This window comes from Tessaracoccus antarcticus, from assembly GCF_003688855.1.
Lineage (GTDB): Bacteria > Actinomycetota > Actinomycetes > Propionibacteriales > Propionibacteriaceae > Arachnia > Arachnia antarctica.
The window spans coordinates 1,521,357-1,544,183 of record NZ_REFW01000001.1 but is presented as its reverse complement, the minus strand read 5'-3'; the positions used below and the strand labels follow the sequence as shown (position 1 = coordinate 1,544,183).

The 22,827-nt window shown below is 67.9% G+C and carries 24 protein-coding genes; 14 read left to right on the top strand and 10 right to left on the bottom strand.

Annotated features, from left to right (window positions below):
* The first annotated feature begins 32 nt into the window (after positions 1-32).
* The 3 genes from EAX62_RS06835 to EAX62_RS06825 are packed head-to-tail and all read left to right on the top strand — an operon-like array spanning position 33 to position 2,457.
* Entirely contained in the window at positions 33-1,607 is a 1,575-nt protein-coding gene (locus EAX62_RS06835; protein WP_121900817.1) for an acyl-CoA carboxylase subunit beta, read from the top strand.
* Positions 1,604-1,822 carry an acyl-CoA carboxylase subunit epsilon gene (locus EAX62_RS06830; protein ID WP_121900816.1) on the top strand — a complete coding sequence of 73 codons (219 nt, stop codon included), beginning with the start codon at positions 1,604-1,606 and terminating at the stop codon, positions 1,820-1,822. Before EAX62_RS06835 ends, EAX62_RS06830 begins: the two co-directional genes overlap by 4 nt.
* 17 nt (positions 1,823-1,839) lie before the next feature.
* Positions 1,840-2,457 carry a Maf family protein gene (locus tag EAX62_RS06825; protein WP_121900815.1) on the top strand — a complete coding sequence of 206 codons (618 nt, stop codon included), beginning with the start codon at positions 1,840-1,842 and terminating at the stop codon, positions 2,455-2,457.
* Here EAX62_RS06825 and EAX62_RS06820 read toward each other — a convergent pair.
* Both EAX62_RS06820 and EAX62_RS06815 read right to left on the bottom strand, forming a co-directional pair.
* Positions 2,444-3,631 carry a flavin-containing monooxygenase gene (locus EAX62_RS06820; RefSeq protein ID WP_233557829.1) on the bottom strand — a complete coding sequence of 396 codons (1,188 nt, stop codon included), beginning with the start codon at positions 3,629-3,631 and terminating at the stop codon, positions 2,444-2,446. The genes EAX62_RS06825 and EAX62_RS06820 overlap by 14 nt on opposite strands.
* Positions 3,632-3,690: 59 nt before the next feature.
* A complete protein-coding gene (locus EAX62_RS06815; protein WP_121900813.1) occupies positions 3,691-4,239 on the bottom strand; it encodes a type 1 glutamine amidotransferase domain-containing protein in 549 nt (182 codons plus the stop codon).
* 82 nt (positions 4,240-4,321) lie between these two features.
* Here EAX62_RS06815 and EAX62_RS06810 point away from each other — a divergent pair, with 82 nt between their 5' ends.
* From EAX62_RS06810 to EAX62_RS06795, 4 genes are all read left to right on the top strand, one after another.
* Positions 4,322-4,846 (top strand): RNA polymerase sigma factor, encoded by a 525-nt coding sequence (locus tag EAX62_RS06810; protein ID WP_121900812.1) that lies wholly within the window; start codon positions 4,322-4,324, stop codon positions 4,844-4,846.
* The gene (locus EAX62_RS16530; RefSeq protein ID WP_147454040.1) at positions 4,839-5,888 is read left to right on the top strand and encodes a hypothetical protein; all 1,050 of its coding nucleotides are present in this window, start codon (positions 4,839-4,841) and stop codon (positions 5,886-5,888) included. The genes EAX62_RS06810 and EAX62_RS16530 overlap by 8 nt, the downstream gene beginning before the upstream one ends.
* 89 nt (positions 5,889-5,977) lie before the next feature.
* Positions 5,978-7,174, top strand: a complete 1,197-nt coding sequence (locus tag EAX62_RS06800; protein ID WP_121900810.1) for a cation:proton antiporter — start codon at positions 5,978-5,980, stop codon at positions 7,172-7,174.
* A gap of 4 nt (positions 7,175-7,178) precedes the next feature.
* The gene (locus EAX62_RS06795) at positions 7,179-7,727 is read left to right on the top strand and encodes a hypothetical protein (protein ID WP_121900809.1); all 549 of its coding nucleotides are present in this window, start codon (positions 7,179-7,181) and stop codon (positions 7,725-7,727) included.
* Between the two features lie 9 nt (positions 7,728-7,736).
* On the opposite strand, the gene EAX62_RS06790 is transcribed toward EAX62_RS06795, so the two are convergent.
* Positions 7,737-8,162, bottom strand: coding sequence for a hypothetical protein (locus EAX62_RS06790; protein ID WP_121900808.1), 426 nt, complete (start codon positions 8,160-8,162; stop codon positions 7,737-7,739).
* A 34-nt stretch (positions 8,163-8,196) separates the two neighbouring features.
* Positions 8,197-8,682: an NUDIX hydrolase gene (locus tag EAX62_RS06785; RefSeq protein ID WP_121900807.1), complete on the bottom strand. Its 486-nt coding sequence runs from the start codon at positions 8,680-8,682 to the stop codon at positions 8,197-8,199.
* A gap of 96 nt (positions 8,683-8,778) precedes the next feature.
* On the opposite strand from EAX62_RS06785, the gene EAX62_RS06780 reads away from it, so the two are divergent.
* Together EAX62_RS06780 and EAX62_RS06775 are read left to right on the top strand one after the other, a co-directional pair.
* Entirely contained in the window at positions 8,779-10,548 is a 1,770-nt protein-coding gene (locus EAX62_RS06780; protein WP_199711142.1) for an ATP-binding protein, read from the top strand.
* Between the two features lie 56 nt (positions 10,549-10,604).
* The gene (locus EAX62_RS06775; RefSeq protein WP_147454039.1) at positions 10,605-11,399 is read left to right on the top strand and encodes a hypothetical protein; all 795 of its coding nucleotides are present in this window, start codon (positions 10,605-10,607) and stop codon (positions 11,397-11,399) included.
* A gap of 15 nt (positions 11,400-11,414) precedes the next feature.
* Here EAX62_RS06775 and EAX62_RS06770 read toward each other — a convergent pair whose 3' ends face one another.
* Complete coding sequence (locus EAX62_RS06770; protein WP_121900805.1) at positions 11,415-12,818, bottom strand: NAD(P)H-quinone dehydrogenase; 1,404 nt, start codon at positions 12,816-12,818, stop codon at positions 11,415-11,417.
* 104 nt (positions 12,819-12,922) lie between these two features.
* Here EAX62_RS06770 and EAX62_RS06765 point away from each other — a divergent pair, with 104 nt between their 5' ends.
* The 4 genes from EAX62_RS06765 to EAX62_RS06750 all read left to right on the top strand — a co-directional run bounded on the left by EAX62_RS06765 (position 12,923) and on the right by EAX62_RS06750 (position 17,980).
* Positions 12,923-13,723 carry a purine-nucleoside phosphorylase gene (locus tag EAX62_RS06765; RefSeq protein ID WP_121900804.1) on the top strand — a complete coding sequence of 267 codons (801 nt, stop codon included), beginning with the start codon at positions 12,923-12,925 and terminating at the stop codon, positions 13,721-13,723.
* Positions 13,724-13,737: 14 nt separating this feature from the next.
* Positions 13,738-15,396: a phospho-sugar mutase gene (locus tag EAX62_RS06760; RefSeq protein WP_121900803.1), complete on the top strand. Its 1,659-nt coding sequence runs from the start codon at positions 13,738-13,740 to the stop codon at positions 15,394-15,396.
* A 62-nt stretch (positions 15,397-15,458) separates the two neighbouring features.
* Positions 15,459-17,291 carry a DUF2207 domain-containing protein gene (locus EAX62_RS06755; RefSeq protein ID WP_233557828.1) on the top strand — a complete coding sequence of 611 codons (1,833 nt, stop codon included), beginning with the start codon at positions 15,459-15,461 and terminating at the stop codon, positions 17,289-17,291.
* A gap of 47 nt (positions 17,292-17,338) precedes the next feature.
* Positions 17,339-17,980, top strand: coding sequence for a uridine kinase family protein (locus EAX62_RS06750; RefSeq protein WP_121900801.1), 642 nt, complete (start codon positions 17,339-17,341; stop codon positions 17,978-17,980).
* Between the two features lie 179 nt (positions 17,981-18,159).
* Here EAX62_RS06750 and metG read toward each other — a convergent pair whose 3' ends face one another.
* The 5 genes from metG to EAX62_RS06725 all read right to left on the bottom strand — a co-directional run bounded on the left by metG (position 18,160) and on the right by EAX62_RS06725 (position 22,224).
* Positions 18,160-19,950, bottom strand: a complete 1,791-nt coding sequence (metG, locus tag EAX62_RS06745) for a methionine--tRNA ligase (RefSeq protein ID WP_121900800.1) — start codon at positions 19,948-19,950, stop codon at positions 18,160-18,162.
* 207 nt (positions 19,951-20,157) lie between these two features.
* The gene (locus EAX62_RS06740) at positions 20,158-20,703 is read right to left on the bottom strand and encodes a hypothetical protein (RefSeq protein ID WP_121900799.1); all 546 of its coding nucleotides are present in this window, start codon (positions 20,701-20,703) and stop codon (positions 20,158-20,160) included.
* Between the two features lie 40 nt (positions 20,704-20,743).
* Positions 20,744-21,646, bottom strand: coding sequence for a ribonuclease H family protein (locus EAX62_RS06735; protein WP_121900798.1), 903 nt, complete (start codon positions 21,644-21,646; stop codon positions 20,744-20,746).
* A gap of 30 nt (positions 21,647-21,676) precedes the next feature.
* A complete protein-coding gene (locus tag EAX62_RS06730) occupies positions 21,677-22,012 on the bottom strand; it encodes a hypothetical protein (protein ID WP_121900797.1) in 336 nt (111 codons plus the stop codon).
* On the bottom strand, positions 22,009-22,224 hold the full coding sequence (locus tag EAX62_RS06725; protein WP_121900796.1) for a hypothetical protein: 216 nt from the start codon (positions 22,222-22,224) through the stop codon (positions 22,009-22,011). Before EAX62_RS06725 ends, EAX62_RS06730 begins: the two co-directional genes overlap by 4 nt.
* 114 nt (positions 22,225-22,338) lie before the next feature.
* Between EAX62_RS06725 and EAX62_RS06720 the strand changes: the two genes are divergently transcribed.
* Positions 22,339-22,794, top strand: a complete 456-nt coding sequence (locus tag EAX62_RS06720; RefSeq protein WP_147454038.1) for a hypothetical protein — start codon at positions 22,339-22,341, stop codon at positions 22,792-22,794.
* The last annotated feature ends 33 nt before the right edge of the window (positions 22,795-22,827 follow it).

The following is a 22,827-nucleotide window of genomic DNA, read 5'->3' as shown; positions in this document are numbered from 1 at the left end:
AGTAGTGCCGCCCCGGGGATAGGGTGACGCCCATGGAGATCGACATCCACACGACTGCCGGAAAGCTCGCCGACCTGGGTCGCCGCATCGACGAGGCCGTCAACGCGGGTTCCGCCGATGCGGTGGAGAAGCAGCACGCCAAGGGCAAGATGACGGCCCGTGAGCGGGTCCTGGCGTTACTCGACGACGGCTCCTTCGCCGAGTTCGACGAGTTCGCCCGCCACCGCTCCACAAGCTTCGGCATGCAGGCCCGCCGACCCTACGGCGACGGTGTGGTGACAGGCACCGGTTCCATCCACGGCCGCCCCGTCTGCATCTTCAGCCAGGACGTCACCATCTTCGGGGGCGCGCTGGGCCAGGTCTACGGCGAGAAGATCGTCAAGATCATCGACTTCGCCATGAAGACCGGTGTCCCGCTCGTCGGCATCAACGAGGGCGGTGGCGCTCGCATCCAGGAGGGTGTGGTGTCGCTGGCCCTCTACGGCGAGATCTTCCACCTCCACACCCGCGCCTCCGGCGTCATCCCGCAGATCTCGCTGGTCATGGGTGCCGCAGCCGGTGGCCACGTGTACGGTCCCGCACTCACCGATTTCGTCGTCATGGTGGACAAGACGTCGCAGATGTTCATCACCGGACCCGAGGTCATCAAGACCGTCACGGGCGAGGACGTCACCATGGAGGAGTTGGGCGGTGGACGCACCCACAGCACCAAGTCGGGCAACTCCCACTACTTGGCCGCCGACGAGACCGACGCGCTCGAGTACGTGCGGGACCTTCTGACCTACCTGCCGCAGAACAACCTGGAGGACCCCCCTGTCTACGATGACGAGGAGGTGGACCTCACCATCACCGACCACGACCGCTTCCTGGACACCCTCATCCCCGACTCCGCGAACCAGCCCTACGACGTGCGGGAGATCATCCGCAACGTCCTGGACGACGACGAGTTCCTCGAGGTCTCCGAACTGTTCGCCGGCAACATCATCACCGGCTACGGTCGCATCGAGGGACGCTCCATCGGCATCGTCGCGAACCAGCCCATGGTGCTGGCGGGCTGCCTCGACATCGATGCCGCCGAGAAGGCGGCCCGCTTCGTGCGCACCTGCGACGCCTTCAACATTCCCGTCCTGACGTTCGTCGACGTGCCCGGCTTCCTGCCGGGCGTGGACCAGGAGCACCAGGGCATCATCCGGCGTGGCGCCAAGCTGATCTACGCCTACTCGGAGGCCACCGTGCCCCTGCTGACGGTCATCACCCGCAAGGCCTACGGCGGCGCCTACCTGGTGATGGGCTCCAAACATCTGGGCGCCGACATCAACTTCGCGTGGCCCACGGCCCAGGTGGCCGTCATGGGCGCGCAGGGTGCCGTCAACATCCTGCACCGCAAGGCGCTGTCCGCCGCCGAGAACCCTGACGAACTCCGCCAGCAACTCATCACCGAGTACGACGACGAGCTCACCAACCCCTACGTGGCGGCCGAACGCGGCTATGTGGACCAGGTGATCTATCCCCACGAGACGCGTGCCCAGGTGATCCGGGCGCTCCGGCTGCTGCGCACCAAGCGCGAACAGTTGCCGCCCAAGAAGCACGGGAACATTCCGCTGTGACGGCCGACGAACCGCTGTACGCGGTCTCCAGGACGCAGGCCACCGACGAGGAACTGGCGGCCGTGTTCGCCGTGCTCCAGGCCCGGGCCTCCACGGACACACTCAAGGCCGGCACCGACCGGCCCCTGGCAGGCGGGTGGAAGTCCTACTACCGCACCGTCCGCCAGTCGACGTCGCCAGGTCGTGAGGCGTGGCGCACCTCCATCCGGTTCTAGAGTCTGGTCCCCCCTCCATGACACATCGTCTGATCCTGGCCTCGGCCTCCCCTGCGCGACTCCAGTCGCTCCGCAACGCCGGGCTGGACCCTGAGGTCATCGTCTCCGGCGTGGACGAGGATGCCATCACCCATGCGCGCCCCGACCTGCTGGCCCACGCGCTTGCCGGTGCCAAGGGTGAGGCGGTGGCCGCACGGGTGGACGGCGACGCCGTCATCGTGGCCTGCGATTCGGTGCTGGAGTTCGAGGGACGCGCGCACGGAAAGCCCGGCGGACCCGACCAGGCCATCGCCCAGTGGCGACGGATCCGCGGCGGCCAGGGTGTCCTGCACACGGGTCATTTCGTCAGGGTGCGCGAGTCCGGGCCCGAGGTCACGCAGTGCCGTGTGGCCAGCACCGTGGTGAAGTTCGCCGACCTCACCGACTCCGAGATCGAGGCGTACGTCGCCACCGGTGAGCCACTCGTGGTGGCGGGCGGCTTCACCCTCGACGGGTTCGGCGGGGCGTTCGTCACGGGCGTCGAGGGTGACCCGCACAACGTCATCGGCATCTCGCTGCCCCTGCTGCGGCAGATGATGCTCGACCTGGGCGTCGAGTGGCAGTCGCTGTGGCGCCCCGGCCTCACCGTCGACTGAGGTCCCGCTTCACCGCTCGGGCGATCCTTCCGGCCTCGAGGCCCATTTCGCGCATGGCCCCGCTCATGGGGTTGGTGAAGCCGGTGAAGTACAGCCCGGGCAGCCCGGGCACTGTGCCACCACCGCCCGCCAGTGGTGCGCCGTCGTTGCCCAGCACGTTGAGATGCCCCACCAGGGAGGCGAGTCCGTTGGTGTAGCCGGTGGCCGCGACCACCACGTCGGGCTCGAGGGAGGTGCCGTCGGAGAGCAGCACGACGGGCCCGTCGAAGCCCGAGACGGCCGCCACCGGCTCCACGGTCCCCGCGCGCAACGCCCCCACCAGGCCGACGTCCAGCACAGGGATGGATCCGGCACGGCCCCGGCTGTAGAGGCCCCTGCCCGGATCGCGCCACCCGCGGCGGGTGAGCTCAGCGATGGGCACGAACGCGTGCCGCACCGGCTCAGCAATGGCATCGGCGACTGCTGTCGGGATGTGGCGCATCAGAATCGCGACCAGTTGCGTCGGCACGCCCAGCATGCTGCGGGGCATGACGTAGGGCGCTCCGCGCACGGAGATGCGAACGCGCGACGCGCCCTGCTCCACGAGGTCGACGGCGATCTCGGCGCCGCTGTTGCCCGCTCCCACCACCAAAACATCCCTGCCTGCATACGCGGCCCCGGTGCGGTAGGTGCCGGCATGCAGCACCTGCCCCGAGAACCCACTCCTCCCGGGCCAGTCGGGCATGACCGGTCGGTCGTTGAACCCGGTGGCCACCACGACGGCCCTCGCTGCCACGTCGCCTCCCGCCGTGTGGAGAATCCATCCCGACGCGCTCGGGTCGATCCGTGTCACGGTGGTCCGGAGACGGACGTCGATCCCGTGGATGTCGGCGTAGTCCTCGAGGTAGGTGACGACGTCGTCGCGTGCAACCCACCGGCCACGTGAGCGTGGGATCGGGCACCCGGGCAGCCCCGAGAGCCACCGGATGGTGTGCAGGCGGAGCCGGTCGTAGCGATTGCGCCAACTGGTCCCGATGGCCTCCGAGCGCTCCAGCACCACGGCTGGGACCCCAGCCCGCTGCAGCTCGGCGGCGACCGCCAGCCCTGCAGGGCCCGCCCCGATGACGGCGACGCCCACCGGGGTCGAACCCTGAGCCCCGCATGATGGTGTGACGTCAGAACCTACGTCTCGCACGTTCCCAACGATAATCCGAAGTCACGCAGATTGACCCGAAGATTTCCGACGCATCACCCTCATTCGGCCTGGATGTGGTGCCTTCCTTCGCCGATCTCCTCGACGAGCTTGGCATTGAATGCGGGGAGGTCGTCGGGGGTGCGGCTGGAGACCAGGCCCTGGTCGACGACGACTTCCTCGTCCACCCAGTGGGCGCCTGCATTCTTCAGGTCGGTGCGCAGGCTCGGGTACGAGGTCAGCGTGCGACCATCCATCACGCCCGCCTCGATGAGGATCCACGCGCCGTGGCAGATGACGCCCACGGGCTTGCCCGCGTCGAAGAACGCCCTGGTGAACTGCACGGAGCGCTCATCCATGCGCAGGTGGTCGGCGTTGACGACGCCGCCGGGCAGCATGAGGGCGTCGAAGTCAGCGGCATCCGCCGATGCCACGTCGAGGTCGACGGGCGCCCGGTGGCCCTTCTTGCCGGTCAGGTCGTCATCGGCCGGCGACACGAGCGTCGCGTGTGCGCCAGCGCCGATGATCGCGTCCCACGGGGAGGTCAATTCGCTGTCCTCGTACCCGTTGGTGAGGAGGAAGGCCACCTTCTTGCCACTCAGATCCGCCATGATGAGTTTCCTTTCGTTGCGTGTGCCCCCACGGTAGTCGGGCGTGTCAGTAACATTCGTGCCGCCCGCGACACTAAGGGGTATGGAGCACCAGCGACGGGCCCGATTCGTGGCCCTGTACGAGGATCACGTGGACGCCGTCATGCTGCACTGTCTGCGACATCTGGCCCCCGCAGTAGCCGAGGACGCCGTCAGTGACACGTTCATGACCGCGTGGCGGAAGCTCGACGACGTGCCACCGGAGCCCCGGGGCTGGCTCATCGTCACGGCGCGCAACACCATCCGCAACCGGTACCGCACCCAGGCCCGCGCAGTGGCGTTGGAGACCCGACTGCAGCAGATCACGCAGTTGGCGGCGGACCCGGCCGACGTCACGGCCGAACGCCGGGCCGACCTCCTCACCGCACTGGGCGCCCTCACCGAGGATGAACGGGAAGCCATCCTGCTCGTCTCCTGGGACGGCCTCACCGGCGCCGAGGCGGCCAGTGCACTGAAATGCAGCCACGGCGCCCTGCGAGTGCGCGTCCACCGTGCTCGTACGAAGATGGCCGCCGCCCTGGGCGATGCGGCCCCCACCTCAGTTCACCTCGGGAGTTCCCATGTCTGACGACCTCTCCAAGCTCACACCCACGACCCCGGCCGCCGTCGCTCCCGAGTGGGACGACAAGCGCCAGGGCATCCTTGACGGAATCCTCGACGCCGACGCGCCGCCTCACCGCGGTCGCTGGATTGCCGCAGCCGTGGCAGCCGCAGTCGCCGTTCTGGCCGTCGGCGGCATCGTGCAGCAGCTCCGTCCCGTCCAGGAGGCCACCCCGGCATCCCCCACACCGTCGGCACCTTCCAGTGCCAGCGCATCCCCGATACCCTCGCCGTCCCCCACACCCTCCACCCCGTCCGCACCCACCCCCATCGGTGCGCGAAGCGACCTTGTGGCGGTCAACACCCTCCTCGTGATGGAGGGTGACGCAGCAACGTTGTGCAACAGCGCCATCACCTACACCGATCCACCCAGTGTCACACCTCAGTGTGAGGGCATTCCGGTCGTCGGCGTCTCGCGCGAGGACCTCCCCCAAAGAACTGTGCAGCACGCCGGCGAGTTCTCCTGGGACAACGTCATCGTCACCGGCACCTTCGACGGCACCACCATGACGGCAGTGGACGTGTACGGGATGTTCGACCCCAAGGCCCCCCAGGATCCTTCCGAGACCGGCGACGCCGAGGACGCCTACAAAGATTTGTGCAGCGATCCCATCCAGGGCACCGGGCCCGGTGACCGCTCCATGGAAGAGGTCGCCAGAGCGCTTCCCGGCTACCAGATGGACTGGCCGGGCGGACCGAACTTCAACGTGGCCGTCACCGGTGACCTGGTGGCCGCACGCAGGGCCCTGGCCCCGTATGTGGAGCGTGTCTTCTGCGTGGCAACGGTGCCCGGGCCGTCGAGGGCCGACGGCGAGCCCGTGGCGAAGGCGGTCTCAGCCATCGCCGGGGTCGAGGATTCCTACTACGCGGCCAACGCCCAGGGCGCCTGGATCACCGTGGTCACCCTCACGGACGACCAATCGGTGAAGGCCGAGGTGGAGAAGGTGGTGGGTGCATCGATGTGGCCCCGGATTCTCTTCAGCTCGTTCTTCTACCCCGTCAAGGACTGACGCTCTGGCATTCGGGCAGTGCAGGGGATCATTCCCCTGCACTGCTCGTCGCACTACCGTGAGCAGCACGCAACCGAAAGGACCCGCGCGTGCTGCTCCTCTGCTTTGCCGGCCTGCTGCTGGTGGCCGCCCTGGTGTCCAACCGAGCGGACCGCACGATCCTGTCCACCTCCGTGCTGTTCCTCGTCGGCGGCATCGTGCTGGGCTCCGGGGCGCTCGGCGTCATCGACATCTCGCCGGAGGACCCCACCGTCGGCCTCCTGGCGGAACTGGCTCTGTTCGCGGTGCTCTTCACCGACGGGATGAAGGCCGGCTGGCGGGACCTGCGCTCCGCATGGCAGCTCCCCGGGCGCGCGCTGCTGCTCGGTCTGCCGATAACACTCATCCTCACGGCACTGTTGGCCCGCTTCGTGGTGGGTCTCGACTGGCCCACCTCGTTGCTCGTCGGCGCCATCCTGTCCCCCACAGACCCGGTCTTCGCCTCCGCGCTCGTGGGCAACAAGAAAGTGCCGGAGCGACTTCGTCACCTGCTCAACGTGGAGTCCGGCATCAACGACGGGCTGGCCCTGCCGTTCGTCATCATCCTGCTCACCATCGCCCAGCGCAGCGGTGAAGTGGACGCCACCGAGGTTCTCGTCGAGTTGGGGATCGGCATTGCCATCGGCGTCGTCGTGCCACTCGTGGCGTTGGCGCTGGAACGCCTGCCGTTCTTCCAGGCCTCCCACCACTACGAGCCGTTGACGGCGTTGGCCATCGGCCTGCTGGTCCTGGCGCTGGGACAGGTCACCCATGGCAACCTCTTCCTGGCGGCCTTCGCGGCGGGCATCACCGTGGCCACGGCAGGCCCCCACCAGCGGGAGAGCTTCGAGCAGTTCGGCGAGCTCATTGCGGAGCTCCTCAAACTGGGGGCGCTGCTCGTGTTCGGGGCCCTCATCACCATCACGGTCATCGCCGACAACGGCTGGGCCGGCGTGGCCTTCGCTGTCCTGGCGCTCATCCTGCCCCGCTCCATCGCGCTGGCACTGTCCTTCATCGGCACCGGGCTGAGCACCAAGGAACAGGTGGCCGCCGCGTGGTTCGGCCCCAAGGGCTTCGCCTCCGTGGTCTATGCCCTCTACGTCCTGACCTCGGGCCTCGACAACGGCATGCAGGTGTTCGACCTCATCGCCGGCACCGTCGTGCTGTCCATCCTGCTGCACTCCTCCACTGACGTGGTTGTGGCACGGTGGTTCGACGACGCGTGGGAGGTCCCCCACTGGTACGGACGACTCAGGAATGGCAGGTAGCGGGATGGACGAGCATTTGACGCGCGATCTCCTCATGACAACGGCGATCTTCGGGCTCTTCGCCTTCGTGTGGTTCGGTTGGGCTCAGGAGAACCCGCCACCCCGGGCGAGGGTGGCCCTGGGTATTGGCGCAGGCCTCGGCGGTGTCCTGGCAATCATCTTCGGCATACTCAGTGGACTCAATTGGGGTGCCCCCACAGCCCTGGACACGTCCGGTCCAGCGTTTCGCACCTACCTGATCCTCGTGGGGGTGGAGGTCGTCCTCGCCGCGGCCGGGGGCATCGGCCTGGGGGTGTCCAGGTGGAGCAGATTCGTGCCGGTGTGGGTCCTGCTCGTGGTCGGCGTCCACTTCTACTTCCTGGCGCCCGTCATGGACATGCCGGCACTCAACGTCCTGGCGACACTGCTGGTGGCCGCCGTGGTGGTGACGATGGCGCTGGCGAGGTCCGACTGGCAACCCAGCTTCATCGCCGGGGCCCAGGCGGGCGTCATCCTGCTGGTGTTCGCCGGGATCGCAGCAGTGACGTGGCTGACGTCACGCACCGCGGTGTGACGTCAGTGGTCAGGACTGCTCGTCGTAGCGGATGGACAGGGCCGCGAACGCGCCCGTCACCGTGAAGGCACCCCGTGCATCGCCGCGCTCGAACAACAACGAATTGTTCCCGTCCGCGGTGATGTCCCATCCCTGCTCCGTCACGGTGCGACGCAGGTAGCTGGCGATGTCCAGCCCGCTGGGGGCCGTGAACACCGCCACCACCGTGTTCTCCTGGTCGACCCGTTCCGTGATGGTGGAGGTGGACGGCACGGAGAAGTCCGCAGGCGCATGCGCAAACCCGAGCGCGCTCATCAGCACACCGTCGGCGGGGATGCTGGCCGCTGCAGAGGTGGTGGGCGGCGGCGCCGTCGGTTCAGGGGACGCCGCACTGCACCCCGCCATGCCCCCCACGGCAGCGAGGCAGCACAGGACGGCAAGCAGTCGACGGATCACAGCGCGCAACTCTACCCAGAGTCAGGAGGTGCGCTCACTCCAACGCGAACAGCAGGTCGCCGGGTGGATCGGCGGCGATGGCCACCATCTTTTCCAGGTCATGTCGCTGCGGCGTCGGTAGCGAGCCGACGGGGAACCAACCCACCTCCGAGGACTCCTCGTCGCCGACGTGCGCCTCACCGGAGGTGCAGCGGGCCAGGAAGCCATGGTTGAGGTACTGGCACTGATCGCCATTGGGGTAGGTGATGGGGGCATCCACCACCAGCCACAGCATTCGTTCCACCTCGATGACCACGCCCGCCTCCTCCATGGCTTCGCGCACAATGGTGTCGGCCGGGTGCTCCCCCGGGTCCACGATCCCTGACACGAGCGACCATTCACCGGTGTCGGATCTGCGGACCAGCAGCACTTCGGGGCCGCCATCACCGGCGCGCAGGATGGCGGCAGCCGTGCCGACCAGCCACAGCGGTGAGTGGCCGACGTGGCGTCGCAGTTCAGTGATGAAATCCGGAGTGGGCACCTGCCCAACCTAGCGGTGCTGCCCCACTCCAACCGGCGGGGGCCAACGCCACTACAGTGAGCGTGGCAACCCCTTTTCACGCCAGGAGGAAATCCAGTGGGCACTCGATCCATCTCCAAGGTTCTGATCGCCAATCGTGGCGAGATCGCGGTCCGGGTGATCCGGGCGGCCCGTGACGCCGGCATCATCTCTGTGGCGGTCTACGCCGACTCCGACGCAGACTCCCTGTTCGTGAAGCTCGCTGACGAGGCCTTCAGTCTGAACGGGGCCACACCCGCCGACACGTACCTGAACGTGGAGAAGCTGCTGGCTGTCGCGGAACGCACCGGCGCCGATGCCGTCCATCCCGGCTACGGCTTCCTTGCTGAGAACGCCCAGTTCGCGCAGTCGATCATTGACGCCGGGCTGATCTGGATAGGCCCCCCACCTTCGGCCATTGAGGAGCTGGGCGACAAGGTCCGCGCCCGCCACATCGCGCAGCGCGTCGGCGCCCCCCAGGTCCCCGGCACCCCGGACCCTGTCTCCGGGCCCGACGAGGTGGTGGCCTTCGCGCGCGAACACGGCCTGCCCGTCGCCATCAAGGCAGCGTTCGGTGGCGGTGGGCGCGGGTTGAAGGTGGCCCACACCATCGAGGACATCCCCGAGTTGTTCGAGTCAGCCACCCGGGAGGCCGTGACGGCATTCGGTCGCGGCGAGTGCTTCGTGGAGCTGTACCTCGACAAGCCCCGCCACGTCGAAACACAGTGCCTCGCCGACCAGCACGGCAACGTCGTGGTGGTCTCCACGCGCGACTGCTCGCTGCAGCGCCGCCACCAAAAGCTGGTGGAGGAGGCCCCTGCACCGTTCCTCAGCGAGGACCAGGTGGACCAGCTCTACAGCTCCAGCAAGGCGATCCTCAAGGAGGCGGGGTACGTCGGTGCAGGCACCTGCGAGTTCCTCGTGGGCCAGAACGGCGCCATCTCCTTCCTCGAGGTCAACACCCGGCTGCAGGTGGAGCACCCCGTGTCCGAGGAGGTCACCGGCCTGGACCTGGTGCGGGAGATGTTCCGGATCGCCAGCGGCGAGGAGCTCGGCTACGACGACCCCGTGGCGCGCGGCCACTCCATCGAGTTCCGCATCAACGCCGAGGACGCCGGCCGCAACTTCATGCCAGCCCCCGGCACGCTCGTGAGGTGGCACGCCCCCAGCGGGCCGGGCGTCCGCGTCGATGAGGGGTACCACGCAGGAATGACCGTCCCGGGGGCATTCGACTCGCTCGTGGCCAAGGTGATCGTGACGGGCGCCGACCGGCAGCAGGCCATCGCCCGCTCCCGCCGCGCGCTGGCCGAACTGCAGGTGGACGGCATGCCCACCGTCGTCCCGTTCCACGAGGCGGTCCTCAACGAACCCGCGTTCGTGGCCCCCGACGGCAACTTCCTGGTGCACACACGCTGGATCGAGACCGAGTTCACCGGCGAAATCGCCCCCTACGCCGGCACGATCGGCGAGCCGGACGACGAGGGTGAACCCGAGGTCATCGCCGTGGAGGTCAACGGCCGCCGTATGGAGGTCAAGCTCCCCGCCGGTTTCGGGGCCCGCCCGTCCACCGCGGCGAAGTCGGCCCGCCCCACGAAACGAGCCCGGGGCGGCGCCAAGGTCTCCGCCCCGTCCGGGAACGCGTTGACCGCACCCATGCAGGGCACCATCGTGAAGGTGAACGTCGTGGAGGGCGACTCCGTCGAGGAGGGCCAGGCCGTGGCCGTCATCGAGGCCATGAAGATGGAGCAGCCACTGGTGGCGCACCGCTCCGGCACCATCTCCGCCCTCGCCATGGAGACAGGTGCCAGTGTCACCGCCGGACAGGTGCTCTGCGACATCATCGACTGAGCAGTCAGTCACTCACGGCGGCCCCCGTCCTTGGGGACGCGACGTACCCTGAATGCATGACGATGCTCGGGCTGATGCTCTTGGTGACTGTCATGACCATGCTCCTTTCGGGCATGGCCGACGGTCGCCGTCGTTCGCTGGGCGCACCCGGCGGACCCACCACCGCGGCCCCGCCGCACCTCCAGTGGGGTGGGCCGGGCGGCCAGCCCTCCCCGTACGGTTTCTCCCGGGGCGCATGGGGTCTTCCCACTGATGTGCCCCTCAGCGTGGCCTCCCGCGCGGCCATCGACTCCGACATCACCCACTTCGGCATCGAGCTGCGGGAGCTGGACTTCGACGTGGTTGGCTACGTCCTGACAGACGATGCGCGCGGCGATTACACGCGGGCGCTCGACGCCTACGAGAACGCCAAACTGGCGCTGCAGGGTGCACGGGCCGACTCCGAGGCCACCCACATCACCCACATCCTCGAGGAGGGTCGCTACGCCATGGCGTGCGTGCGGGCCCGGGCCCTCGGCAAGCCACTGCCCACACGTCGCCCGCCCTGCTTCTTCGATCCCGCCCACGGCCCCTCCGTCGAGGACGTCGCATGGGCCCCCGCCGGGGGCGTGGCACGACAGGTGCCTGCGTGTGCCGTCGACGCCTCCCGCATCAGCCTCGGCGCCGACCCCAGGATACGGATGGTCAACGCCGGGCAGACCGCGGTGCCGTACTGGGAGGACCGCAACCACGCCGCGTGGGCGCGCGGCTACTACGGCCCCTGGATGCACGACCCCAGCATGCGACGCATGACGCAGGGGGCCATGATGATCGGTGGCTTCAGCCTGCTGATGGGGATGCTGGACGACTGAGCCGTCCCCGATTGATCACGAGGTGAGGAACTCTCCCCCGGTGTGGTGCAGTCTGCGAGCGGCCTCCGCGAGCGAACCCGTCATGGACGGGTAGACCGTGAAGCTGGCGCTGAACTCGTCCACGGTGACCCGCTGCCCCACGCACACGGCCACGGAGTGGATGAGCTCGGAGGCGTTGGGTGCCACCACCACGCCGCCCACGATGATGCCCGTGGTGGGCAGGCAGAAGAGTTTGACGAACCCGTCGGTGAAACCCTGCATCTTGGCGCGCGCGTTGCTGGCCAGCGGCAACAGCACCGAGGCGACCCGCACCTCGCCGGAATCCACCTGCTTCTGGCTGGTGCCGACGGTGGCGATCTCGGGGGAGGTGAAGACGTTGGAGCTGACCTTGCGGAGGTCCAGCGGGCTGACGGCGTCGCCCAGCGCGTGCCACATGGCAATACGGCCCTGCATGGCCGCCACCGAAGCGAGCGGGAATACTCCCGTGACGTCCCCGGCGGCGTAGATGTTGCGGACGCTGGTCCGGGACACACGGTCCACCAGCACGTGGCCTCCGGGGGTCAGCGTCACGCCGGCCTCCTCCATCCCCAGTCCGGCGGAGTTGGGGATGGAGCCCACCGCCATCAGGCAATGCGAACCCCGCACCTCGCGGCCGTCGGTCAGACCCACCACCACTTCGTCGCCCTCGACGCGGGCGGATTCGGCACGCGCCTCGCTCATGACTTCCATGCCGCGCCTCGTGAACGCGCGCTGGAGCACGTTGGCGGCGTCCTGGTCCTCACCGGGCAGCACTTGCTGGCGGGAGGACACCAGCACCACGTCGCAGCCCAGGGCGTCGTAGGCGGAGGCGAACTCAGCCCCCGTGACGCCGGAGCCGACGACGATGAGCCGCTCGGGGATGGCGTCGAGCTGGTAGAGCTGCTTCCAGTTGAGGATGCGGGTCCCGTCGCAGCGCGCCTCGGGGAGTTCACGAGGGGTGGTGCCGGTGGCCAGCAGGATGATGTCGGCGTCCAACTCCTCGGTGCCTTCAGTGGTGGTGACGTCGACCCGGTTGGGGCCCTGCAAAATGCCGCCGCCGACGATGATGCGCACACCCTCGTGCCGCAGGCGGGCGTCGATGTCGCGCGACTGGGCGTGGGCGAGGTCGAGGACGCGCTTGTTGAGCTCGGTCATGTTGACCTCGATGGCGTCAGCGCCGTCGTCGCCCGGGAAGTGCAGCCCCAGTTCCGCAGCGCGTTCCATGGTGCTCATCACCTCGGCCGTGGCGATCAGGGTCTTGGAAGGCACGCAGTCGGTCAGCACGGCCGCTCCGCCGAGGCCGTCCCGTTCCACCAGGGTCACATCACCGCCCAGTTGGCTGCCCACCAGGGCCGCCTCGTAGCCGCCGGGACCGCCTCCGATGATCACTACCTTCGTCACGGCCCTCATCCTTTCACAGACCCCCACCACGGGGGCTGACCGGAGGTGCCGCCACTTCCCCGGGTGCCCCCACCCGTGCCGGGGGCAGCCGATAGTGTGCAGGGATGAGTGAAGATCCCACAATTCTGGCCCGGACAGCAGCGGAACACGTGGCCAAGGCCCTGTCCGTCCCCCGCATCGACATCGCCCTGGTCCTGGGCTCCGGCTGGTCCAGCGGCGCCGACGATCTGGGTGAGAGCCTGGGCGAACTGGAGCTCGGCGACGTCCCCGGCTTCTCCAAGCCCGTGGTGAGCGGGCACGGCGGTCGACTCCTGGCCATCCGCACCGCATCCGGCAAGGTCGCTGCCGTCTTCACCGGCCGCACCCACTACTACGAGGGCCGGGGGGCCGATCCCGTGGTGCACGGCGTCCGCACCGCCGCTGCCTGGGGCGCCTCGACGCTCGTCCTCACCAATGGCTGCGGCGGGCTCAACCCTGCCTGGGCACCCGGCACCCCAGTCCTCATCCGCGACCACATCAACCTCACGGGCGACACCCCCCTGCACGGCGCCACGTTCATCGACCTGACAGAGGCATACTCCCAGCGGCTGCGGGACCTGGCGCACACCGTCGACCCCGACCTGCCGGAAGGCGTCTACGTCCAGTTCCGCGGGCCCCAGTACGAGACGCCCGCCGAGGTCAGGATGGCGGGGATCCTGGGCGGCGACCTGGTGGGCATGTCCACCACGCTCGAGACCATCGCGGCCCGCGAGGCAGGGCTCGAGGTGCTGGGCATCTCGCTGGTCACCAACGCCGCCGCCGGCATGGGTGACTCCGACCTCAACCACGCCGAAGTGCTCGAGGCAGGCAAGCAGGCCGGGCCCCGCCTGGCCGCCCTGCTGTCCGACATCGTGAAGACCCTCTGAAAACGGGAGCGAGAATGACCGACAAGACCCTCATCACACAGGCACGCGCCTGGCTGGCCGCCGACCCGGACCCCGACACCCGCGCCCACCTCGGGCAGCAGATGCGCCAACTGGAGGATCCGTCGCTGCGGGAGGACGCCCTGCAGCAGTTGCGTTCGCAGTTCGACGGCTTCCTGCAGTTCGGGACGGCCGGGCTGCGCGGCAGGACCGGGCCCGGTCCCAGCCGCATGAACGCGCTCGTGGTGGGCGCCGCCGCGGCCGGCATCGGGGCCTGGCTGGACGCGAACGACCACGCCGGCGGCAAGGTGCTCATCGGCTACGACGCGCGCTGGAAGTCCGACGAGTTCGCCCGCGAGTCCGCAAGGATTCTGGCCGGTCAGGGCTATCGCGTGCTGCTGACGTCCGAGCCCACCCCCACTCCTCTTGTCGCGTTCGGCGTCCGCCACTTCGGGTGCGTGGCCGGGATCGTCGTCACGGCGTCCCACAACCCGCCGCAGGACAACGGCTACAAGGTGTACCTGGGCGACGGGTCGCAGATCATTCCCCCCACTGACGCGGAGATCGCCTCGCACATCGAGAACTTCCCGCCGGAGACGCTGCAGAAGGTCGACCGCAGCGACGAGTACGTGGTGGTTCATGGCGAGCTGCAGGAGGCCTACACGGCCCACGCCGCCACCCTGGTGCCCGCAGACGCTCCCCGCGACGTGACGTGGGTGCACACCGCCATGCACGGCGTCGGCAGCAAGCCGATGCGCGACGTCGCCGCCGCAGCCGGGTTCCCGGCTGGCATCGAAGTGGCCGAACAGGCCGAACCCGATGCCGACTTCCCCACCGTCGCGTTCCCGAACCCGGAGGAGAAGGGCGCCATCGACCTCGCCCTGGCACTGGCCGAGGAGAAGGGCGCCGACGTCGTCATCGCCAACGACCCGGACGCCGACAGGTGCGCCGTCGCCAGCAGGATTGACGGCGCATGGCGGATGCTCACCGGCGACGAACTCGGCGGGCTGTTGGGCGATGCCATCATCCGCTCCGGCGCCCCCGGTGTGCTGGCCAACTCCGTGGTGTCCTCGACGTTGCTGCGCAAGATCGCTCATGCGGCCGGCAGGCAGCACGTCATCACGCTCACGGGCTTCAAGTGGATCGGTCGGGTGCCGGACATGGCATTCGGGTACGAGGAGGCCATCGGCTACTGCTGCGACCCCCACTCCGTGCCCGACAAGGACGGACTCACCGCTGCCCTGACCGTGCTGCGGCTCGTGGCCGAACTGAAGGCCGAGGGCAAGACGCTCGAGGACCGCCTCAACGAGATCGCCGCCACGTACGGGCTCCACGCCACCAGCCAGCTGTCGGTGAGGGTGGAGAACCTCTCCGAGATCACCGACGCCATGGCTCGGCTGCGCGCCAACCCGCCGACGGAGTTGCTCGACGAGCCCGTCGCGTACCGCGACCTGCTGGAGGGCGGGGAAGGCCTGCCCCCCACCGACGGTGTGGAACTCACGGGCGAGAGCATCCACGTGGTGGCCCGGCCCTCCGGCACCGAACCCAAGCTGAAGTGCTACCTGGAGGTGGTGCTGTCGCCGGCCGACTCCTCCACCGGCACCGCCGCACGAACACTGGCAGCCGGGTTGCTCAAGGGGCTACGCGAGCAGATGGCCACGGCCCTGGGCGTCTGATCGACGACGGGTACGGGAGGCCTGGCGCCATCGTCCTTGTGTCATGACTACCCTTGGGAAGCATGAGGACGATGCGCATGGGCCTGGCCGTACTGCTGTTGGCAGTCGTGGGGATGCTGGGGGTGGCCTCACCTGCCAGCGCCGACCAGTCAGCACCCATCACCAAGTACCACATCGATGCCACCCTGACTCCGGGGGGCGACACCCAGGTGACCATCGACATGGTCATGGACTTCAGCCAGTTCCGGGGTCGCGGACCCACGTTCGTGTTCCCCGAACGGCAGGAGGACGGCCAGAACCCGGACGAGTGGTTCTCGTTCCCCATCTCCGACATCCAGGTGTCGTCCCCCTCCGGGGCCCGCAGTGACACGTCGTTGGAGCGTCAGGACGGGAACGTGCTGCTCCGCGTGGGGCAGGAGGACACGTTCTACACCACCCCGCAGAGCTACATCGTCTCGTACACCGTCAAGGGCCTGATCGTGTCCAACCAGGCGCAGAGCGGCCTGGATGAGTTCAGCTGGAACGCGATCGGCGGCGGCACCACGTCCCGCATGAGCGACGTCCAGGTGAGCATCAACGGCCCCGCCGACGTCTCCCGGACCGCCTGCTTCTACGGCACCGACTTCCAGGAGAAGTGCACGAACAGCGCCACGGGCAGCTCCGCCACCTACACCATCGCCACGCTGGATCCCGGAAACCCTGTGCAGGTGGTGGCCGGCTTCCCCGCCGGCACCTTCGGGGGCGTGCAGCAGATCAAGACCAGGCGCGTCACCGCCACCAACATGTTCGAAGTGAACGCCGGGACCGGCGCAACCGCCGGACTCCTGGGCCTGGGGGCCGTGGTGGCGCTGGTCACCATCTTCCGCCGCCACGCCCGCGACGACGTTTTCGTGGGGCTGACCCCCGGCCTCACCCCCGGCAAGGGTGACAACGTCCGGATCGGCAAGAGGTCCGGCAAGCAGAACGTTGCGGTCGCGTTCCGGCCCCCGAAGAGCACCCGCCCCGGGGAGATCGGAACCCTCGTGGACGCGACCGCGGACACCGTCGACGTTTCCGCCACCCTCGTGGACCTGGCAGTGCGCGGGCACCTGAGGATCAGCGATGCCGGCAACAACGACCACCTCCTGACGCGAACCCGCCGCGAGGCGGACGAGCTGGTCAAGTACGAGAGCAAACTGCTGGAGCGCATCTTCAAGACTGGCGACGAAGTGCGGGTCAGCGAGTTGAAGGACGCCAGCTACGCAGGACTCCAGGACAAGGCCAAGGCCGACCTGTACGCCCGCGTGGTCAGCCGGAAGTGGTTCAAGCGGAATCCCGCCACCTCCCAGCTGGCACCCATAGCGCTGGGAGTCGTGATCCTCGCGGTCGCGGGGGTCGCAGGCTTCGGCCTCGCCCAGATCGGCTGGGGCCTGGCCGCCATCCCCGTTGCGGTCCTCGGCATTGGCCTCATCGTGATGTCCGGCCGGTTCCGCACCCGCACCGCGCTCGGCTCGGCGGTCCTGGCGGAGACCAAGGGCTTCGAGTTGTACCTGCGCACCGCCGAGGCTGACCAGATCAAGTTCGAGGAGGGGGTCGACGTCTTCAGCCGGTACCTCCCCTACGCCATGATCTTCGGCGTGGCGGACCGGTGGGCCAAGGTGTTCGCCGACCTCGGGGCCGCTGGGCGTTACGAGGCCGACCTGTCCTGGTACTACGGCGCGAACCTGTACAACAGCTACATCTTCGCCACGATGCTGGGCAACCTGACCCACGGCTTCAACAACGCCATGGCCGAGGCCTCGGCAGCGGCGGCGGCCGCCAACGTGCAGGGCGCCTCCGGAAGCTCCTCGGGCTTCTCCGGCTTCAGTGGCGGCGGCGGCTTCGGCGGTGGAGGCGGCAGCGTCGGCTCCTGGTGACGACCGACCTTGAGTCTGTCGCCCTTCAGGACCGGTAGGCTGCCCTGGTGACTTCAAGGACACTGCTGCTGGTGGCGGGACCCTCAGGTTGTGGCAAGTCTCGGCTCAGCCGGGCGGCCACGGATTCCGGCGGCGTCGCGTCGCTGTCGTTGGATGAGTTCTATCGCGATCTGGACCACCCAGGCCTGCCCCGCACCCTCGGGATCGTCGACTGGGACGACGCAGCGTCGTGGGATTGCGATCTGGCCCTTGAGACGATCGCCCGGCTGCTGCGGGACGGCAGCACGGAGGTGCCCCAGTACGACATCTCCCAGTCGAAGCGCGTCGGGTCACGCGTGCTGGACCTGGGTGATGCACGAGTCCTGATGGTCGAAGGCATCTTTGCGCCCCCGCTCCTTGCAGCGGCGCACGCAGCCGGACTACCCGTCGAGGCACTGTGGTTGGCCCGTCACCGCTCGACCAACTTCGCCCGCCGCCTGGCGCGGGACCTGAAGGAGAAGCGGAAGACGCCGGCGGTGCTGCTGCGCCGTGGCATCGCCATCCACCGCAGCGAACCCCAGTTGACCCGCGACGCCATGACTGCGGGCTTCCGACCCGTGGGCATGCGGGAGGCGACGCGCATCGTCGCCGAGTTGGCTGGTCAGAAGCGCACCGCGGGCTCACCGCGCCCATCCGCGACGGTTGCGTAGACCGAGCAACGACGGACACCGGGCACCACAATGTGTAGAACGAGCAGGGCTTATCGAAGGACGCCCACCCCCTCACCAGCCCTTCGCTACACCGCCATTGGTCCCTCATGGGCGGCACTCAGGCAACAGAGAAAGTCGACACCTGAGCAGCCCTCACTACGCCGTCGCCCCGGAAGGGATCAGTCCGTGGCGATGGGGGCCCAGCTGGGGCCGGTCTGGCCAAGGGTCTCGTCGAGCTTGGTGAACAGCGGTGTCGGCTTCTGCAACGGGGTTCCGGCGACGATCATGCGGGGCGCCCAGCGGGCCTGCTCCGAGGCGTAGTCACCCTGCAGGATCGGGTACGTGAGGTCTCCGTCGGTGACCTCCACCAGTTCCGGCTGCGCGGCCCAGACACCCTCGCCACCCAGCGCCTCGAAGATCTTCTGGGCGGAGTGCGGGAGGAAGGGCGTCAGCAGGGTGTTGCAGTCGCTGATGGCCTGTAGCGCCACGTGCAGCACGGTGTCGCGTCGCTCGGGGTCCTCCTTCAGCTTCCAGGGCTCCTGGTCGCTGAGGTACTTGTTGGCCAGACCGACGATGCGCATGGCCTCGGTGATGCCTGCCTTGAACCGGCGGGCGGCGATGTGTTCTCCGACCGTGGTGAAGGCGTTCGAGGATGCGTCGAGCAGCTGGCCGTCCTCGAAGGTCAGTTCCCCACGCTCCGGGATGGCACCCACCTGCTTGTGCGCCATGGAGATGGACCGGTTGACGAGGTTGCCCCACTCGTTGGCGAGCTCGTAGTTGATCCGTCGGATGAACTCGTCCCACGTGAAGTCAGTGTCCTGGTTCTCCGGGCCGGCGACTGCGATGTAGAACCGCAGCGCGTCGGGACCGAACTCCTTGAGGAAGTCACCCACGAAGATCGAGGCCCCGCGGGAACTGGCAACCTTGGAGCCCTTCATGGTGAGGAACTCGCTGGAGACCACCTCGGTGGGCAGTTGCAGTTCACCCAGGGCCTCGTGCACTTCGCCACCGACGGCGCCCTGGCCGTTGGCGCCCAGCATGATGCCGGGCCAGATGACGGAGTGGAAGACGATGTTGTCCTTGCCCATGAAGTAGTAGGACTCGGCCGTCTCGGAGTTCCAGAATGTGCGCCACGACTCGGGGTCACCGTTGCGCCTGGCCCATTCGATCGACGCGGACAGGTAGCCGATGACGGCGTCGAACCAGACGTAGATGCGCTTCATGGGCGCATCCCGCCAGCCGTCGAGGGGTACGGGGACGCCCCAGTCGAGGTCGCGGGTGATGGCGCGCGGACGCAGGTCGGCCAGAAGGTTGTGGCTGAACTTCAAGACGTTGGGGCGCCAGTCCTCGCGAGTGTCCAGCCAGGCGCCCAGCGCGTCGGCCAGTTTCGGCAGGTCGAGGAAGAAGTGCTCCGTCTCGACGAAGTTCGGCGCCTCCCCGTTGATGCGCGAGCGCGGGTTGATGAGGTCGGCGGGATCCAACTGGTTGCCGCAGTTGTCGCACTGGTCGCCCCGGGCGCCGTCGAAGCCGCAGATGGGGCAGATACCCTCGATGAAGCGGTCGGGCAAGGTGCGGCCCGTCGACGGGGACAGCGCCCCCATCTGCGTCTGGGCAACGACGTAGCCGTTGTCGTGGAGCGCCGTGAACACCTCCTGCACCACCGCGTAGTGGTTGGGTGTGGTGGTGCGGGTGTAGAGGTCGTAGGACAGGCCCAGTCCCTGCAGGTCCGTGGCGATGATGCGGTGGTACTTGTCGGCGCATTCGCGTGCCGTCAGCCCCTCCTGCTCCGCTTTCACCTGGATGGCGGTGCCGTGCTCGTCCGTTCCGGAGACCATGAGCACGTTGTGCCCGGTCATCCGCTTGAAGCGGGAGAACACGTCAGAGGGAACACCGAACCCCGAGACGTGTCCGATGTGACGGGGGCCATTCGCGTAGGGCCACGCGACGGCGGCAAGAACATCAGCACACATGGGCGTCATCCTATAGCCGTGGCTCCAACGCAGATCACACCATCTGCAGAGGGCGGGCTGGTTCGTGCCAACCCGAGGTCAGACTTGAGGGAGTGGAGATGACGAGGCGATGGATCTCCACCGGGGTGCTGCTGACCGCGGCCCTGTCCGCGTGCTCGGGAACCAACCAGCAACCCGGCTGCATCACTGTTCCCGTGGGAGTGCGCGTCAGTGGGCCTTTCCACCCACGCCCGCCCTGCCGACCAGGAACCAACAGATGACGGCGATCACGGCGAGGATTTGGACGCCGTGGTCGAGGTACAGGTTCTCGGTGAGGCCGATGAACTGAGTGTGATCCTCCCCCTTGCCGGAGCCGGTGATGAAGATCCTTGCGTTGTCGTTGCCGACGATGGTGGCCTCAAGGACCCGGGCCACCGCCCCCACCGCGATGCCCACGCCACTGACCACGACCGTGGTCACGGTCGCGATCATCCGGACGAGGGTTCTGTTGTGGCCATGTTTGATGGCGGAACCGGCACCCATCACCCAGATGAGGACCGCCGTGATGAGGCCACCGAGGAGCAGAGGGATGGGCGCCTCGGTGGAAGCGCCGGGTCGAAACGTGGCGATGGACGCAGCACTCAGCGCCCACAGCCCCAGTGGCCACCAGAAACGCCAGGCCCACTTTCCCCCGAGCTCTCGGATGATCCCCCTGTCGGGTCCCTCGAGGGTCATTTCCGCGCGTGGCTGGTCATCCGTGGTGGGCGTGTCCATGCCCCATGGTCCCATCGGCGCTCCGCGGAGCTGCGTCGGGTCAGGGTTGCCGGGTCACCTGGGCGAATCGCAGCTTCCAGCCCGCGGGCAGCTTCTGCCAGAGCGAGAACCTCAGTCGGTCACCGTCGGCGTGGTGAATCCATCGCATGCCGACGAGTCCGTCGGCGTATTCATCAATGCCGAGGACCTCGAAGTCTGGTGACGTCGGTTCCCATGCGCCGTGGGCGGCCGTGACAATCTCGCCGTCCACGGAGTGGGACACGAATTCGTGGTGCAGGAGCTCCCGCAGCTTCTTCGGATCAGTTCGAACCTCTTCGCTGAGAATCTCACGGGTCAGACGGATCAGCCACGCCTTCGTACGGGGGCTCGCGTTGCCAGGGGTCGTTGACTCCGGCTCGGCGGGGGCGTCAAAACTGAAGAGGTCGGGCTCCTCGTCCACCGTCTTGGGTGCGAACTCCTGCCGCCTGGCGGGCTGCGTGGTGGACTCGGGAAACCCGGGCCCCTCGTCGGCGGGGACCCCCTGCTGGAAGGCGGTGGCCGCTGCGCGCGCGCGGACGTCGGCGGCCTCATTCATGGCGTGACCGGCGTGACCCTTGACCCACTCGAACTCCACCTCGCGGTCCTGAAGCGCGACGTCGAGTTCCTTCATGAGGTCGACGTTGAGCACTGGTTTGCCGTCGCCCTTCTTCCACCCGCGGCGCTTCCATCCCGGCATCCACTTGGTCAGCGAATTGATGACGTACTGGGAGTCGCACAGGATCCTGATGGGCTCCTCCACATGCGCCGTCGACTGGAGGAGGTCGAGCACTGCCATCAGTTCGCCCATGTTGTTCGTGCCGTGGGGCCATCCGCCCGCTGCCCAGATGTCGTCACTCACGTACCAGGCCCAGCCTGCGGGACCGGGGTTGGACAGCGACGAACCGTCAGCAGCAGCAATGATCACGACACGAAGGCTAGCGTCCGCCGCCTTCGACTACTCCAACGCGACGGTGCGCTCCGGCGTGACGAGGTACTCAAACCCCAGCGGACTGGTCCACACGATCTCCCCGGCAGCCCGGTGCAGCGCACGCCAGGCCCCCGCCGTCCTCGCGCGGTGGACCTTCCTGCCCAACGGTGCCAGCAACCCGATCCCTGTCTGGGGGTCACGACACGAGGGCCGGTACGCCTCGCTGTGATCCAGGTCCAGACCCCGACTCGGGGTGTGGGAGTAGGGGAACATTTCGGTGGGGTAGAGCAACTGGGTTGCCTCCCGCATCCGGGCGGAGGGCCGGTACTGGTGTTCCGCCGGGAGAGTGTTCAGGTCGATCACCGGTTGGATCGTGACGTTGCTGCCCGCGGGGTGCCCTCACCACCACCAGGAACGGTCGACGTCACCAACACATCAATCAGGTCATCATCAATGATGATGTCGTAGTCCACCACCAGGTCCACCAACGCCTGCAGCTCATCAGCGGCGCCGCGACGCTGCGCCACCACGGCGGCCTTCAGCCGCTCCGCCGCCGACCCTCCCGTCGCTCCCATGCCTCCATAATACGCTCACGCGTTCGATAATGGAACCCCGGGGAGCACCTTTTCTTCCGACTTCAGCCCAACGTCGAGGTGGTGACCGCCTACCCTGAACGCCAGGAGGCCCCCATGAAACCGAGCCGCGGTGTCATCGCAGTGTCAGTGACTGCTCTGCTGCTGCTGACTGGATGCACAACACCGAGCGTGGGAACGGTGGTGATCAGTTGGCACGAGGAGTCGAAGGATCCGGTCGGCCAGCAGGTCCTCATGCAGGGAGCCACACTGCTCGCCGATCAGGGGGCGTGGGATCAATGGGTGAAGGATCTGCCGGCGGACATGCGACAGGCCCGTACCGGCGAACTGGGAGACGTCACACTCACCGACGGCGTTGCGGTGGTGGCGGTCTGGAATCGGTGCACCGAGTCGTCTGAGATCCTGCACACGGGGCACGGCACGCTGGAGTTCCACGTGATCGAAGATGAAGCGCAGACGATGTGCGCCTGGTCCCCACGGCGCGTGGAGGTCTGGAACGTCCCCCTGGAGTCGCTGGGAGTGGGGCGCGAGGACGTCACGCTGGCTGACTGATTCTCCGCTCCATGGCAGGCAACTCCTCGACCA

Bases quoted from the DNA above. Each gene is read 5' to 3' on its own strand.
- EAX62_RS06835 (WP_121900817.1), top strand. From the start codon at position 33: ATGGAGATCGACATCCACACGACTGCCGGAAAGCTCGCCGACCTGGGT.
- EAX62_RS06825 (WP_121900815.1), top strand. From the start codon at position 1,840: ATGACACATCGTCTGATCCTGGCCTCGGCCTCCCCTGCGCGACTCCAG.
- EAX62_RS06815 (WP_121900813.1), bottom strand. From the start codon at position 4,239: ATGGCGGATCTGAGTGGCAAGAAGGTGGCCTTCCTCCTCACCAACGGG.
- EAX62_RS06810 (WP_121900812.1), top strand. From the start codon at position 4,322: ATGGAGCACCAGCGACGGGCCCGATTCGTGGCCCTGTACGAGGATCAC.
- EAX62_RS16530 (WP_147454040.1), top strand. From the start codon at position 4,839: ATGTCTGACGACCTCTCCAAGCTCACACCCACGACCCCGGCCGCCGTC.
- EAX62_RS06795 (WP_121900809.1), top strand. From the start codon at position 7,179: ATGGACGAGCATTTGACGCGCGATCTCCTCATGACAACGGCGATCTTC.
- EAX62_RS06775 (WP_147454039.1), top strand. From the start codon at position 10,605: ATGACGATGCTCGGGCTGATGCTCTTGGTGACTGTCATGACCATGCTC.
- EAX62_RS06765 (WP_121900804.1), top strand. From the start codon at position 12,923: ATGAGTGAAGATCCCACAATTCTGGCCCGGACAGCAGCGGAACACGTG.
- EAX62_RS06760 (WP_121900803.1), top strand. From the start codon at position 13,738: ATGACCGACAAGACCCTCATCACACAGGCACGCGCCTGGCTGGCCGCC.
- EAX62_RS06755 (WP_233557828.1), top strand. From the start codon at position 15,459: ATGAGGACGATGCGCATGGGCCTGGCCGTACTGCTGTTGGCAGTCGTG.
- metG (WP_121900800.1), bottom strand. From the start codon at position 19,950: ATGTGTGCTGATGTTCTTGCCGCCGTCGCGTGGCCCTACGCGAATGGC.
- EAX62_RS06740 (WP_121900799.1), bottom strand. From the start codon at position 20,703: ATGGACACGCCCACCACGGATGACCAGCCACGCGCGGAAATGACCCTC.
- EAX62_RS06725 (WP_121900796.1), bottom strand. From the start codon at position 22,224: ATGGGAGCGACGGGAGGGTCGGCGGCGGAGCGGCTGAAGGCCGCCGTG.
- EAX62_RS06720 (WP_147454038.1), top strand. From the start codon at position 22,339: ATGAAACCGAGCCGCGGTGTCATCGCAGTGTCAGTGACTGCTCTGCTG.